Source organism: Campylobacter concisus (assembly GCF_003048615.2).
Lineage (GTDB): Bacteria > Campylobacterota > Campylobacteria > Campylobacterales > Campylobacteraceae > Campylobacter_A > Campylobacter_A concisus_C.
In genome coordinates this window covers 1,458,085-1,472,761 of sequence record NZ_CP049263.1, presented here as the reverse complement: position 1 = coordinate 1,472,761, position 14,677 = coordinate 1,458,085, and the positions used below count along the sequence as shown (strand labels likewise).

The following is a 14,677-nucleotide window of genomic DNA, read 5'->3' as shown; positions in this document are numbered from 1 at the left end:
TTATGCAATATGTATCGTTGCTAAAACAGTCTGGGCTTAAAGTAACGCCGCAGCGTCTTAGCGTTTTAAGAATTCTTGATCGTCACACACATCCAACGATCGATGAGCTTTATGATGAAATTTTGAAAGAAAATCCATCAGTTTCGCTCGCAACAGTCTATAAAAACCTAAACACTCTAAAAGACGAAGGCCTTGTAGTTGAGGTAAATATCGTCAATCAAAAGGCGAGATACGACATCTACGAGCATCCGCACATTCACGTGGTTTGCGAAAACTGCGGTAGCGTCGAGGATATGAGCTATGATGACTCAGAGCTTGGCAAATACCAAGAAGCGCTTGAAAAAAAGATCGGTAACATCATCGAGCGCCTAAATATCGTTGCTAGCGTAAAAAGCTGTAAGCACTGCCGATAAGGCAAAATTTATGTTGCATAATGCAACATAAATTTTTATTTTTCTTCATAAAACACTTCAAACAAGCCTGAAATTAGCTTTTTTCTCATTATTTTAAGCACTAACTCGCTAAAATAAGCAAAAAATTTCGGAGAAAAATGTGGGTTTGGAGATAGAGCGTAAATTTTTACTCAAAAATTCTCAAATTCTAGATTTTCTAAAAGAGGCTGGGCTAGTTTTTAAGCACCTTGAAATTTCTCAGTTTTACACCAAGATCACGCAAAATGAAGAGATCCGCTTCAGAAGCGAAGAGGGTAAATTTATAAAAACGGTCAAGGTCGGCAAAGATCTTATAAGAGAAGAAAATGAGGAATTTTGCGAAAAGGCGGAGTTTAAAAAGGCTCTAAAAAACCGCATCGGGCACGTAATCACAAAAGATAGATACATTTTTCGGCTAAACAATAATCCCTGCAACATCGACGTTTTTAAAGACGGCTTAAATGGACTTTGCACATTTGAGATCGAATTTAGTGATGAAAACGAGGCTGTATATTTTAAACTGCCAGCTTTTTTGGAGCAGTTTTGTAAGGCCGATGTCACCTGCGATAAAAGATATAAAAACAAATTTCTTGCCATTCACGCAAATGAAAATGAACAAATCGACTACAAAAGAGCCTACAATGTTTTTAAAAACAGAGAAATTTCGCCAAATTTTGCTGCAAATTTAAAAAGTGGTGAGGCTCTTAGAGCTTTGTTTTTAAGCATCTTTAAAGAGATAAAGAGGCTAAAGAGCGACTATCTGCAAGATCACGATGAAGAAATTTTGCACAACCTGCGAGTAAATTTAAGAAAAGTTAGGTCGCTACTTAAAATTTTTAACGGAGTTTTTGATGAGAAAGTGACGCTTTTTTTTGGAGAGAATTTTAAAATTTTGGCAAATTCAACCAATAAAAAGCGAGACTTAGACATATTTTTAGGCTTTTTAAGCGAACAAAAGCATGCAAATGAGCTAATTTACTTTGTGCAAAAGGCTCTAAATTTAGAGTATGAAAACGTTAAAAGCTACCTGAGTGACGAGGAAAACTACGCATTTTTAAAAGAGTGGGAGATATTTTTAAACGAGGGCGAGTTTTATAGATCAAAGCTCTTTGACGTGAGCCTTTCACGCCTTGGCTCGTTTAAGCTAAGAACGCTTCTAGTTTTGGCTCAAAAGAGGCTAAAAAGCCTAGATCAAGACTGCCCAAATGAGAGCTTTCACAAGATCAGGATCGAGCTTAAAAAGGTGAGATATACCTACGAGTTTTTGAGTGAGATTTTTTATTTTGACGGGCTTAAAAAGTATGAAGAGCGGCTAAAAGATATGCAAGAGATCTTTGGTGCGCTTCAAGACTATGACGTTTGGCTTGGCATCTTAGAGCGTTTGCCAGAGGCTGCTGGCAAAGAAAAACTTGAGAGCAAAATCTACAAACAAATTTACAAAACTAGAGAAGAGATACTAAAAAAACGGCTTAAATTTATAAAAGCAACTCGCAAGATCTCGCGAAATTTAAAAATTTACTACATATAAAGGTCTAAAATTTATGCAAAAACAAGAAAAGATAGTTGATATGTTTAACCAGATCGCTCCGACTTACGACGTCGCAAACAGGGTGCTAAGCCTTGGCGTGGATGTGAGCTGGAGGAAATTTGCCTGCAGGTATATGCTAGAAATTTTTAAAGAAAGAGGCATAAATATCGTGGATGTGGCTTGCGGTACTGGCGATATGATGGGGCTTTGGAGTGAAATGGCAAAAGAATTTGGCGTGGAGGTGAAAAGCCTTACTGGCATCGACCCATCAAGTGGCATGCTAAAAGAGGCGAGGGCGAAATTTCCAAATTTTAAATTTATAGAGGCCTACGCTGATAATACGACGCTTGCAAGTGGCGAGGCTCAAATTTTAAGCATAAGCTACGGCATCAGAAACGTGGTCGAGCGAAAGGCTGCACTAAGAGAGTTTAATAGAGTGCTTGCCCCAGATGGCTACGTCGTCGTGCTTGAATTTACCAAACGCCAGAAAAAGGGCTTTATAACTGCGCTAAGAGATTTTTATCTAAGTAAGATTTTGCCAAGTATAGGCGGCTTTATCTCGAAAAACAAAGAGGCGTACGAGTATCTGCCAAGCTCGATAGAAAATTTCCTCGATGCAAAGAGCTTTTGTGATGAGCTTGTGGAGGCTGGCTTTGAGATAGAGCTTTGCAAGGGCTTTAGCATGGACATCTCGACGCTATTTATCGCTAAAAAGGTCAAAGAAATCAATGCTTAGCGTATCTGAGCTAAACGAAAAAGCAAAGGCACTGCTTGAGGCAACCCTTGACTATGTCGAGGTAAGTGGCGAAATTTCGCGCCTAACAAAGCACGCCTCTGGCCACTGGTACTTCACGCTAAAGGACGAAAAGTCAAGCATCTCAGCTGTGATGTATCGTATGAATAACCAAAAGGTGAAATTTCTGCCAAAAGAGGGCTTGAAGGTCAAAATTTATGGCAAAGTGACCATTTACTCGCCAAGTGGGTCCTATCAGCTAGTGGCTAGTGCTATGCTGCCAGATGGCGAGGGCGAGCTTGAGCTTGCGTTTAGACAGCTTAAAGAAAAGCTCGAAAACGAGGGGCTTTTTGATATCGGCGCAAAAAAAGAGATACCAAATTTACCTAAAAAAATAGCTCTTGTCACAAGCGCCACTTCAGCTGCGCTTCAGGATATGCTAAAAGTCGTCACGAGCCGCTGGAGGCTAAGTGAAATTTATATATTTGACGCGCTAACTCAGGGCGAAAATGCCCCAAGCTCGCTTATAAAAGCTTTGCGAAAGGCCGATAGATACGGCGTTGATGTGATCGTGCTAGCGCGCGGAGGCGGCAGCAAAGAAGACCTTTGGTGCTTTAACGACGAGGGCTTGGCGCGTGAAATTTACGCTACCAAAACGCCTGTCATAAGCGCTATCGGCCACGAGATCGACTACGTCATAAGTGACTTTGTAGCAGACCGCAGGTCGCTTACGCCAAGTGCAGCCATGCTTGATCTGCTGCCTGATGAAGAGGCGTTTTTCCAGTATCTTGACAGGCTCAGCGACGATCTTGATAGTGCATTAAATTTAAAGATCACCAAAAAGCAAAATTTATTAAATTTACTACTTTCTAAATTTTCGTCAAACGCTCTAAAAGCTAGGATCGAGCTAAAAATTAGTGAGGTAGCAAACAAGCAAAATGCCCTAACAAACGCCGTTTCAAGGAAAATTTTAGTTCTTGGTTCGGCTCTTAGCTCGCTAGAGAAGGCTTATGAGATGAGGGAGCTCTTTTTTGAGAGTACGAAGGGGCTTATCGAGGTTAGAAAAGATGGCAAGAGAGCTGATCTTAGGGATTTAAATTTAAATGATGAGATCGAGCTTATCTCGCAAAATACACATAAAAAAGCAATTATCAAGGAGTAAAAATGAGTAGAAAAATCAACTTTAGCGCAGGCCCAAGCGCGATACCACTAGACGTTTTAGAGCACGCAAAGGCCGAATTTACCGACTACAGAGGCGAGGGCTACTCGATCATGGAGATTAGCCACAGAAGCAAGACCTTTGAGGAGATCCACTTCGGTGCGATGGAGAAGATAAGAAAGCTTTATGGCATCGGCGATGAGTATGAAATTTTATTTTTGCAAGGTGGCGCGCACTTGCAATTTAGCATGATACCGATGAATTTATATCAAGGTGGCAGGGCTGAGTACGCAAATACTGGCGTTTGGACAAACAAAGCCATCAAAGAGGCAAAAGTGCTTGGCGTAAATGTAGATGTCGTAGCAAGCAGCGAGGATGAAAATTTCTCTTATATCCCTGAGGTGAAATTTAGTGACGATGCTGACTATGCCTACATCTGCTCAAACAACACTATTTATGGCACGCAGTATAAATCTATGCCAAAGACCAAATCGCCCCTAGTTGTCGATGCTTCGAGTGATTTTTTCGCTAGACCGCTTGATTTTAGCAGTATCGGCTTGCTTTACGGCGGAGCTCAGAAAAATGCAGGCCCAAGCGGCGTGACTATCATCATTTTAAGAAAGGACCTAGTTGATCGCGTGAGCAGCCAAAACGTCCCTATGTTTTTACGCTACAAAACGCACGTAGAGGCAAACTCACTTTACAACACACCGCCAACTTTTGGAATTTATCTCTTAAATTTAACCATGCAGCACCTGCTAGATCTTGGCGGACTTGCCGAGGTTGAGAAGATAAACGCCAAAAAAGCAAGCACGCTTTACAGCATCATAGATAGCTCAAATGGCTTTTACGTGGGACACGCTAAAAAATCAAGCAGGTCAGATATGAACGTGAGCTTTACCATACCAAAAGATCATGCGCTTGAGCCAGTTTTCGTCGAAGAAGCGCTAAAAGAGGGCATGCTTGGACTAAAAGGCCACAGACATCTTGGCGGCATAAGAGCCTCTATATATAACGCCGTTAGCCAAAGCGACGTTGAGAAACTTGGCGAGTTCATGAGAGAATTTGCCAGAAAGCACAGCTGATGAATAAGGCAAAAAAAGCTTACGATGAAATTCCTTATTTCTCAGCCGCATTTAGCGACTGCTCGCCTGTTAGGATAGAGGCGGTTGCTAAATTTTTAGGCCTAAAGGCGGCAAATTTAAAAGATGCCAGAGTGCTGGAGCTTGGCTCATCATATGGTGGCAACATCTTGCCATTTGCAGCTTCTCACAAAGAGGCAAAGGTCGTTGGCATCGACATCTCAAGCCACCAAGTAGAAGAGGGCAACAAGATCGCAAAGAAGATGAATTTAAAAAATTTCACTCTTCTTGAGCGCGACTTTTTGCACATGAATGAGCACGATATCAAAGAGCTTGGCGAGTTTGACTACATCATCGCCCACGGCGTTTATAGCTGGGTGAGCCCAAACGTAAGAGATGCGCTGCTAGCTACGATAAAGGCGCTACTTAGCAAAGATGGCATCGCCTACGTCTCTTATAACACCTACCCAGGCTGGAAGAGCCTTGATATCTTAAGAGACTTCATGCTTTTTGCGAGCGCAAATAGGGGCGATAAAGACTCACTTCCTCACGTCAAAGAAGAGTTAAATTTCTTGCAGGATTATTTGAAATTTAGCCTGCAAAACCAAAGCGACGTCGTCTATAAAGATAGCATGAAGCTACTTTTAACGCAGCTAAATTTCTTGCAAGGCATCATCGCAAAGGGCAGCGACTACTACATCTTGCACGACTTTTTGGAGGCGAGTAATGAGCCAACTTACTTTCATAAATTTGCCAAACACATCGACAAACACGGGCTTTGCTACGTCATAGACGCCTCGCTAAACGATATCTTTGCAAGCTCGACCGGGATTTACCGCTTTGATGCGCACATCGAGCAAAGCTACAACACTCGCATCAAAAAAGAGCAGCTAAACGACTTTTTGTTTGATAGATCGTTTAGAAAAAGCCTCATCGCTCACAAAGAAAGGCTAAATGGCGCTGATGACTTTGACGCGGTGCTTGGAGAGAGCGAGCTAAATAGCCTAAATTTTGCCTACTTTAGCGAACAGCCAAGGACAAAAACGCAAGAAATTTTAAGCAAAGCTTATCCGCAAAGCCTAAATTTAGACGAGGTCAAAGACGCTCTTGGCGAAAACGAGAGCGAAGCATTTATGGGGCTACTTGAAATTTTAAATGATCAAAATACTAAAATTTCATCATCAAAGCTTATTGCGCTTGATTATGAGCCTAAAAAAACTAGGCTAAAGCCTAGAGCAGCAGCGTATCTGGGGTATTTTCTAAATACCAGCTCACCAGTCATATCTTTGGCAAACGAGCTAAATGGCAAGCTTAGCTTAAGCGTTGAAGAGATCAAAGCCGCCTTGAAATTTGACGGCAAGGCCAGCTTTAAAGAGATCGAAAAGAGCGTAAATTTAAGTGAAGATGAGCTAAAAGAGCTTGCTTTTAAACTAAGCGAAGCCTACTTTTTTGAAGAAATTTAAAAAAAAGAGCGTGGCAAATTTAGCCATGCTCTTACTCAAAAAACATATCTTTTAATATCAAACATATCATCGCTATGTAAAAGACCAAAAACCATTTTTTAAGTGTTTTTTTGTCGGTATTTTGCGTCTTTTTGGTGCCAAAGTATGCGCCTATTAGCGAGCCAAGACCTAAAAATGCGCCCTCAGCATAAGAGATATGGCCATTTAGCGAGAGCGAGATGAAGCCAGCGATGGCTGCAAACATAACGAAAAACACGCCCATTGAGACCGCTTTTTTTAGCTCGTAGCGTAAAAAGCCAACCAAGATAGGAGCAATAAAGACGCCTCCGCCGATGCCGATGCTAATAGCAAAAACGCCAACAAAAACACCAACTAAAAATAGCAAAAAGAGCGAATTATTCGCATTTGAGCCGTCGCTGTTTGGCGAAAAGTATAGTTTTATAAGCGAAAAGACAAATGTTGCTAGAAGCATAGACTCAAGTAAGAGTGCAGGCGCGTGCGATACGATGATACCGCTAAAACTTGCCCCCACAAGACCGCCAAGCCCCAAAAATACGCCGCGGTTTAGCTTTAAAAGCCCAGCTTTGTAGTTTAGATATGAGCCAAATGTTGCGCTAAAGATCATCTGCATGACGCTTATGCCAATGGCAGTTTTGACGTCGTATCCAAAGGCGACCATGATAGGAACGACGACCGTGCCGCCACCGATGCCAAAAAATCCAGCTATGTAACCAACGCCGATACCTAATATAAAAAGTTCTACAAAAAGCATTTTTTCTCCCTTGACTGGTGCAAATTTTAGCCAAGGGGCTCTTAAAAAAATAGTAAAAAAGGCGTAAATTTAAAAATTTAGCCAAAATTCTAAAAAGTAAAAGCGAAAATTTTTTATAATCAATAAAATTTTAAAAGGAAAAAGATGCTCTTAGAACAACCACTTTTTTATTATGAAGCGATCAGAGAGAAATTTAAAAATAGCTACCTTGCTGAAGACAAGACGCAAACGATAATCGGCATCGACTGCGAATATATCGATGAAAAAGATATGGACTTTTACGGACTTAGAAGCTACTTTGATACTAATCGTAACAGATCACTCGCACCTTTTGCTGGGCTTTTTGGCGTTTTTGCTTATGATGGCGTGAGATATTTTGAATATATCGGCGAAGAGAAAACTAAAAAATATGAATTTCCAAAATTTATCTACGCCGATGCTAAAGCATATCTGCACTTTGATAAGATGAGTAAAATTTACACTTTTTATGGAGATAAAGAGAGGTATTATGACTTTTTGTTAAATTTAAAGGCTGAGTATAAGGGCGAAAAAGAGTGTGAATTTAGCATAAAAACTGATCTTAGTAGCGAGAAGAAACACTTTGAAAATATGGTTGAAGTGGCAAAAGAATACATAAGAAGCGGTGACGTCTTTCAAGTGGTGCTTGGTGAGCTACTTGAAATTTCAACAAATATGAATAGTTTGGACTTTTACAAAAAGCTAGCCACTGCAAATCCAAGCCCATATATGTTTCATTTTCCTACGCCTTATGGCGATGTGGTTGGCTCGTCGCCTGAGCTTGTTTTTGAGATGAAAAGTGAGCAAATTTTTGTAGCACCAATCGCTGGCACAAGGCCAAGAGGGGGTGATGCAAATGCTGACGTGGCACTTGAAAATGAGCTTTTAAGCGACGAAAAGGAGCTCGCGGAGCACAAGATGCTAATCGATCTTGCAAGAAATGACATCGGCAGGGTCTCAGAGCCAAAGAGCGTGGCGGTAAAAAATGCGATGCATATCCAGAAATTTGAAAAAGTGATGCACATCGTTAGCGACGTCTATGGCAAGTGCGCTAGGGAGCTTAATCTTTTTGACGTGCTAGCTAGCATCTTCCCGGCTGGCACGTTAAGCGGTGCGCCAAAGATCAGAGCGATGCAGATAATCAATGAGCTTGAAATTTTTGAGAGAAATATCTATGGTGGCGGCATTGGATTTTTGCATTTTAATGGTGACGCTCAGGTGGCGATCCTTATCCGCTCAGCCATCTTTGTGCCAGCTAAAAACGGCTTTAGCGATGTCTTTGTCGGAGCTGGAGCTGGCATAGTCTATGACTCAAAAAGCGAAAAAGAGTATGCTGAAATTTGCCACAAACGAGCAAGCGTGGTAAATGTCTTTAAAAACAGCGCAAAAGAGGTTTAAGAGCTAAATTTTATAAATTCATAAGAGTCTTTTGTTTTATCATCAGTAGTAGTATCAAGTTGTGCTCTTACTGTTGCTGCAAGTTCTGCTTTACTTATATTTTCAGCTAACATTTTTACAAAAGGAAGGTCGACTCTTTCTTTTGTACCAAAGATCAGTAGCTTTGTATTTATCATCTTGCTTTGTCTCGTTTCGCTCATTATCTTGATTAGCTCTTTGTAGTCAAAATCTTTTGTGTTTTCATCAACTAAAACAATACCGTAAGTTTTAGTTTTTATTTTTATTAGCAATTCATCAAAACTATTTGCGGTTTCTAGTGTGTTATAAAATTCTCCCAAAGCTGAACTAAAAATTTTATTTTCCATTGGTGTTTTTTTAAACAAGATGATGTTTTCACTTTTATTTAGTAAATTTTCGTTTGTGATAGGATTATCAAAATGTGGTAGAAAATTTTTAAAAAGCTGTATTAGGTCATCGCTATTTATTGGTGTTTTAATAGTTGCATCAAAGTGGACTTTAGTGCTATTTTCATCAATATTAGAAGTATTTGATAGCATTAAAATTAGAGGCGTTTTGGTATTTTGTGTGGCTGTTTTCAAGAGATTGAAACTTCTTGCAAAGCTATTCTCTTCATCTTCAAATAACTTCGAACTTATAAAAATAAGATCAAACATTCCTTGTTTTATTGCTTGTTTAAGATCCTTTTTGTTGCAAACACCAACTACCTCACAACTAATCTTTCTAAATCCACTTGCTGTTATTTCTATATAAAATTCGTTTGTATCACAGATTAAAATTCTTGGTTTATTATTTATATCTTTAGCCAGTGTATCAAGATCATCAGCAAAGAGTAGTCTTATGATAGCAAGAGGTGTGAGTGGATCTTTTAAAATAAGAGGGTTTTTAATATCGTCAGCTTTTGTACTCGTATTTCTTAAAAATACAGCGTCATAACTTTTGGCAGCTATGGTGTTGCTATTTGCAAGTATATCCACCTTTAAACCTAGTTCATTTACTGTTTTTTCAAAAAAATCATTATATACAATGCTTGTATCTTGCAGAAAAGCTAGTTTATGATCGTTACTAATATTAAATTCTTTGTGATTAGGAGTCGTTTTGAAAATAACTATAAACTTAAAATCATTTCCAACGTTTTTAAGTGAGCTAATTTCAAGTTTGCTCTCTAAATTTTTCAAGTAAGTCTGTGCTATTTTTAAATAAAATTCGCTCTCATCATTATCCATGCTTGTTTTATTATTTGAGAATATATCCAAAATTTGCTCTTCGCTCATAGCTGTCGAATTATTTTTGATGCTAAAGCTTATGGTGCAAAGTCCGTTTTTGCTAAATTCTTGTTTTACTTTTTTAATTTGGATTATTAAATTCTGATATTTTGAGGACATTGAAAGAGAGGCTAGAAATATACTGTTAAAAGCAGCTTTGAGAGACTCTAGATCGCCCTCTAGCTCATTTATTAGAGTCGGATCTATATAGCTTATGAAATTTATCTTTTTATTTTGCGAGTAGATGATATTTGTTTGTAGCATCTCCTCAAAGCTTTTTTGTGGATAAAAATGTTCATTTGTATTATACTCTTTTATTTTTTTTGTATTAGAAATATTTTTTGCATTATTATAAAGCGATATCATAATATTTACATTTTTCTCTATTATGCTAATAATGCCCTGCTTTTTATTTTCGTTTATTTCTGTTTTTAGAGCCATAACAGAGGTTAAAATTTCTTTGTTTATTGTTTCTAACTTTTTGCTTACTGATGAGATGTATTTGTCTTTTATCTGATAAAAATTATTATCTTTTGCATATGTTTCTTTTAAAGCTTCATATGCCTTTATGAGTTTTGATATAGCATTATTTATATTTACGTTTGGATCACTTGACTGTAAGATGTGCTCTTTAATGTATGTTGATTTGTTAGCAAACATCTTTAAGAATTTTAATCTTGTAAAAATACCGAGTGAAGATAAAAAGAGCAAACCTGAAAGTAGAAATGTAAACAATGCTACTAAGCCACTTTCCAATTTATCTTTTTTTATAATATTTTTTAATCCATTTTGTATATTTATAGCACTATTTAGCAAAAGATGAAATTTGTCATCTTCATATTGTTTTATTAATGTTATGTCATTAGGACTTAGTTTTCCTGATAGTATGACTTTAGCCCTTGCCTCTTCTAAATTTTTGCTCTTATAATTGTTTTCGAGCTGAGAAAAACTATCGTATATATTCTCTTTTAGCTCATCTTCTGGCAATAAATCGATAGCACCAAACATATTGTCATTGATATAGTAGAGATTGTCTTTTACGGTGTCATTTGATATGACTAATGATCTGTCTATTAAGATATTTTTCATATAGTATTTAGCATCGTTTACTAAAGATAGTTGTTTATAAATTTGATTTAATGCAGTAGCATAGTTTTTTATTTTTGGTGGCAAATTTTGCTTAAGTATTTGCTCAAAGTCCGCATTTATTTCACCATTTATATTTTTAAAAAAATCATAAAAATAATCTTCAAATTTATCTGTTTGATTTAAATTAGCAAGCACTTCTTTTAACTTATTTATATTCCGTAATTCACTACTATTATTTATTTTTGTAGAATTTATGAAATTTTGTGCGTTTTTTAGAGTATTGCCTCGTAGCTTGTTTATGTTTGTTTGACTCTTTCCTGTGAGGGCATCGTGCTCATCTAAAGTCGAGCTTGATACATGTAGAGCTAAAGATTGTTTATTTAGTTTTTCTTCTAGGTCATTTAATGCTGTAAAATCTTTATAGTATTTATATCCATTATATGCGCAAAATAGTGCTGAAATTAATGTAGGTGCTAGTAGTAAATAAAATTTTCTAGTTCTCATACACGCTCTTTTTGCTATATTTTTTTACGATTATATCTATTTCGCTTAGCCTTTTGGAAAACATAGATATCTCTTTGCGCTTTTCTTTTCTATCACTTTTTAGTAGATTTTCAAGTTCTTTGACAAATATGTTTAATTTTAGATTTAAGGCTGCTTCTTTTATCTCATTTACATATTTTCTTAACATCATTTCGTCTTTTGCTATTAGTGATGATTGTATCAAGATAAATTTTTCTCTTGCATTACGAGAAAAAATATTTAAATAATATGCTAGTTCATCTTTTTGTAAATTTAAAACTTTAGCTGATGTTTCAAACCAAGTATCGTCTATTAAAACCTGTATATCTGAGTCAAAAAGATACCTCGCATTTATCTCGAAAATAGGCAGTCTTAAAATAGGCTTTGTTTTTGTAGCTGCGACTAAATTTTGATTATTTAGTGTGTCTTGTCTTTCTAAAAGTATGGCGAAAATTTTCTCTTCATTTTTTAAAGTAGCGCATTGCAAGCTCGCATTTAGCAAAATAGCGCTGCCATCTTTTCTTTTTATGTTTATTCTAGCTGTGTTATTATTCGCATTTTGTAGGAATTCTAAAAAACTGCAATTCATGTTTTTTTGACTTGTTATGACTAGCTCACCAAGATCGCTATGATGTGATAAAAAGTCATCTAGGCTATCAAAGCCTAATACCTCGAGTGAATTTTGTGTTATTGCAGATATTTTTAAATTTTCATCGTATATTATCACTTCAAATTTCCTTCTTTGAGCGTTAAAAGCTTTGCTGCCACGCTTTTGTTTGTTATTTTTGCCACTTCGTCTAAATTTGCTTCGCTGATTTTATCAAAACTTCCGTAAAAGCTGATTAATTTCGCGATACTGCCCTCAGATACGCCAGCTTGTCTTAGCACTGATCTTTGCATATCGTTTTTCTGCCTTGTTTTTCTGTGAAAACTGATGACAAATCTATGGCTCTCATCGCGCATCTTTTGGAAAAACTGCAGCTTTTTATCGCTCGTGCTTAGGCTAAAGCTGCCATTTTTTGTATAAATTTTATCCTTTGCTTCGCCTTTTGCGCGGTGAGCTTTGGCGTCTATTTTTTCTTTTGAGATAGCGATTACATCGACGTTTGCACCACTGCTTGCTAAAATTTCGCAAGCTAAATTTAAAAGCGCTTCGCCACCATCAATGACCCAAAGATCAGGCGGACTAAGCTTATCAAACCTAAGTGCTCTAGCAGTGAGGCTCTCTCTCATCTGATCGTAGTCGTTTTTGGAATTTAGATGCATGTGGCGGTAGTTTTGTTTCGCCCACTCGCCATGCTCATAGCGCACCATCGCTCCGACACTTGCCTCGCCAAAAAGGTGTGAGTTGTCGTAAGCTTCGACCACGTAAGGCGTGTGAGCTAGATTAAAATACTCTTTTATCTCGTTTAATAGCTCGTTGTCGTGTGTTTTTAGGTATTTTTCGATGCTAACTTCAGCGTTTTTTGTAGCGATCTCGCAAATTTTACGCTTATCGCCTATTTTTGGGCATGTGATGCTAAATTTACGCCCAAACCTCTCGTTTAAAATTTCCTCCACCAGTTCGCTATCTTCAAAGTTTTCATTGACGTAAATTTTGGTGCTAATTATTGGCTGACCAGCGATAAAGCTTTTTAAAATGGCCTGCTTATAAGCCTCGTTTATCTCGTCTTTTTGAGCGTTTTTAGCCTGCGTGATATCGGTTTTTACGCCTGTTATCTTGCCACTTTGCACGCTAAATCTCACTGCGCAGATCATATCATGCACGCAAGCGACTGAGTAGGCCTCAAAGTCTTCAAGCTTGGCAAGATCGACCTCGACCTTTGTTTGCATATTTTTAAGCGTTTGCATCTTATCTCTAGTCGCGGCTGCTTGCTCGTAGTCTTCGGCCTTGGCGTAGTTTAGCATGAGCTCTTCAAGGCGAGCGATTAACAAATTTGGATTTTGCAAAGCGGCTGTGGCGTCAGCGACTATTTTGGCGTAGTTTTCTTTTGAAATTTTGCCCTCACATGGGGCGTAGCAGCGTTTTAGCTGGTAAAAAAGGCAAGCTTTTTTGCCTTTGATGCAGGACTTTTTCTGAACTAGGTTGAAATTTAAATAAAGCGCCTCAAGAAGCTCTCCTGCTCCGCTAAAATATGGCCCAAAATAGCGTATATTTGAGCCTTTTACCACCTTTCTAGTGATCTCAAATCTAGGAAATTCATCGTTTAAATTTATAAAGATATAAGGGTAGGTCTTGTCGTCACGAAGCAAGATGTTGTATTTTGGTTTTAGCTGTTTGATAAACGAATTTTCAAGTATGAGCGCGTCTGCCTCGCTTGGTGTGACGATGTATTCAAGATGCACAGCCTCGCTTATCATCTTTGAAATTCTTGGGCTTAGTTTTTCAGCTGGAGCTAGGCTTGGGGTAAATTTAAAGTAGCTTTTGACCCTGTTTTTTAAAATTTTGGCCTTGCCGACATATAAAAGTCTGTTTTGAGCGTCAAAATATTGATATACGCCAGGCTCATTTGGAAGCGTTCTTATCTCGTCTATCAGCATCTTGCCTGCTCGTTTTTCTTTAGCAAAATTTCTCTTAGCTCTTCAAATTTCTTATAAATTTGCTCATTTGTGGCTAAATTTTTAAACTTGCCCTTGCTGGCTGGCATGATGAAATTTGATCTTTGCGTAGGTTGTGGCGTGAAAAATTTTAGATATTTGCTCACGATAAATCTTATATTTTCTTCTTTTTTGTTTTTTATATAGTTGATCTCGCTAAGAGGTTTTGGCTCGATGACGCTTGCAAAAATGCTATTTTTATTAAATTTGCAAAAGGTTTTTAATAACCCTTTTATATCATTTATACTACTATCACGTCTAAGCTCCAAAAGCCCTGAGGGATGAGTGAGAACGAAGGTTAAAATGCCTTCTCTAACGTAGCAAAAAGCTATGTAAAATCGCTTTGCTTTACCCATGAGGCGAAGAAGCTCTTGGCACTCGTCTGCCATGCTTAATTTTTCTTTATACAAAGGATTTTCGTGGATAGCATCTATCATAAATTTGGCGTCTTTCATAAGGCAATCTTATCATCTTTTATTTTAATTTTCGCTCTTTTTGCACTTAGTGGCTGCGGCTACAAGGACGATCCATTTTATGGCGATGCACCTGTAAAAGAGAAAAAAACAGATAAGATCAATAAAATTTGATCTTAAATTTCGCG

At 37.8% G+C, this 14,677-nt stretch carries 13 protein-coding genes; 8 read left to right on the top strand and 5 right to left on the bottom strand.

What is annotated here, in order from left to right; all coding sequences use genetic code 11:
• Positions 1-2 precede the first annotated feature (2 nt).
• The 6 genes from CVS89_RS07430 (at position 3) to CVS89_RS07405 (ending at position 6,396) form a co-directional block, all read left to right on the top strand.
• Positions 3-413 carry a Fur family transcriptional regulator gene (locus tag CVS89_RS07430; RefSeq protein ID WP_009294652.1) on the top strand — a complete coding sequence of 137 codons (411 nt, stop codon included), beginning with the start codon at positions 3-5 and terminating at the stop codon, positions 411-413.
• Positions 414-552: 139 nt separating this feature from the next.
• The gene (locus CVS89_RS07425) at positions 553-1,959 is read left to right on the top strand and encodes a CHAD domain-containing protein (protein ID WP_233091248.1); all 1,407 of its coding nucleotides are present in this window, start codon (positions 553-555) and stop codon (positions 1,957-1,959) included.
• 13 nt (positions 1,960-1,972) lie between these two features.
• Complete coding sequence (gene ubiE / locus CVS89_RS07420) at positions 1,973-2,695, top strand: bifunctional demethylmenaquinone methyltransferase/2-methoxy-6-polyprenyl-1,4-benzoquinol methylase UbiE (protein ID WP_107847594.1); 723 nt, start codon at positions 1,973-1,975, stop codon at positions 2,693-2,695.
• Positions 2,688-3,854, top strand: a complete 1,167-nt coding sequence (xseA, locus tag CVS89_RS07415) for an exodeoxyribonuclease VII large subunit (RefSeq protein WP_107847596.1) — start codon at positions 2,688-2,690, stop codon at positions 3,852-3,854. The genes ubiE and xseA overlap by 8 nt, the downstream gene beginning before the upstream one ends.
• 2 nt (positions 3,855-3,856) lie before the next feature.
• Positions 3,857-4,936 carry a phosphoserine transaminase gene (serC, locus tag CVS89_RS07410; protein WP_107847598.1) on the top strand — a complete coding sequence of 360 codons (1,080 nt, stop codon included), beginning with the start codon at positions 3,857-3,859 and terminating at the stop codon, positions 4,934-4,936.
• Positions 4,936-6,396 (top strand): class I SAM-dependent methyltransferase, encoded by a 1,461-nt coding sequence (locus CVS89_RS07405; protein ID WP_107847600.1) that lies wholly within the window; start codon positions 4,936-4,938, stop codon positions 6,394-6,396. The genes serC and CVS89_RS07405 overlap by 1 nt, the downstream gene beginning before the upstream one ends.
• Positions 6,397-6,427: 31 nt before the next feature.
• Here the strand turns inward: CVS89_RS07405 and CVS89_RS07400 are convergent, their stop codons facing one another.
• Complete coding sequence (locus CVS89_RS07400; protein ID WP_103598330.1) at positions 6,428-7,168, bottom strand: sulfite exporter TauE/SafE family protein; 741 nt, start codon at positions 7,166-7,168, stop codon at positions 6,428-6,430.
• Between the two features lie 144 nt (positions 7,169-7,312).
• On the opposite strand from CVS89_RS07400, the gene CVS89_RS07395 reads away from it, so the two are divergent.
• Positions 7,313-8,584 (top strand): anthranilate synthase component I family protein, encoded by a 1,272-nt coding sequence (locus CVS89_RS07395; RefSeq protein ID WP_107847602.1) that lies wholly within the window; start codon positions 7,313-7,315, stop codon positions 8,582-8,584.
• Here CVS89_RS07395 and CVS89_RS07390 read toward each other — a convergent pair.
• Genes CVS89_RS07390 through CVS89_RS07375 form a run of 4 tightly spaced genes read right to left on the bottom strand, consistent with a single transcriptional unit; the run spans position 8,581 to position 14,513 of the window.
• The gene (locus CVS89_RS07390) at positions 8,581-11,460 is read right to left on the bottom strand and encodes a hypothetical protein (RefSeq protein ID WP_107847604.1); all 2,880 of its coding nucleotides are present in this window, start codon (positions 11,458-11,460) and stop codon (positions 8,581-8,583) included. The genes CVS89_RS07395 and CVS89_RS07390 overlap by 4 nt on opposite strands.
• Positions 11,450-12,205: a hypothetical protein gene (locus tag CVS89_RS07385; RefSeq protein ID WP_021086152.1), complete on the bottom strand. Its 756-nt coding sequence runs from the start codon at positions 12,203-12,205 to the stop codon at positions 11,450-11,452. The genes CVS89_RS07390 and CVS89_RS07385 overlap by 11 nt, the downstream gene beginning before the upstream one ends.
• The gene (gene uvrC, locus CVS89_RS07380) at positions 12,202-14,019 is read right to left on the bottom strand and encodes an excinuclease ABC subunit UvrC (protein WP_107847606.1); all 1,818 of its coding nucleotides are present in this window, start codon (positions 14,017-14,019) and stop codon (positions 12,202-12,204) included. Before uvrC ends, CVS89_RS07385 begins: the two co-directional genes overlap by 4 nt.
• Entirely contained in the window at positions 14,013-14,513 is a 501-nt protein-coding gene (locus CVS89_RS07375; RefSeq protein ID WP_199907218.1) for a hypothetical protein, read from the bottom strand. The genes uvrC and CVS89_RS07375 overlap by 7 nt, the downstream gene beginning before the upstream one ends.
• On the opposite strand from CVS89_RS07375, the gene CVS89_RS07370 reads away from it, so the two are divergent.
• The gene (locus tag CVS89_RS07370) at positions 14,496-14,663 is read left to right on the top strand and encodes an LptM family lipoprotein (RefSeq protein WP_012001408.1); all 168 of its coding nucleotides are present in this window, start codon (positions 14,496-14,498) and stop codon (positions 14,661-14,663) included. The two genes, CVS89_RS07375 and CVS89_RS07370, sit on opposite strands and share 18 nt — an antisense overlap.
• The last annotated feature ends 14 nt before the right edge of the window (positions 14,664-14,677 follow it).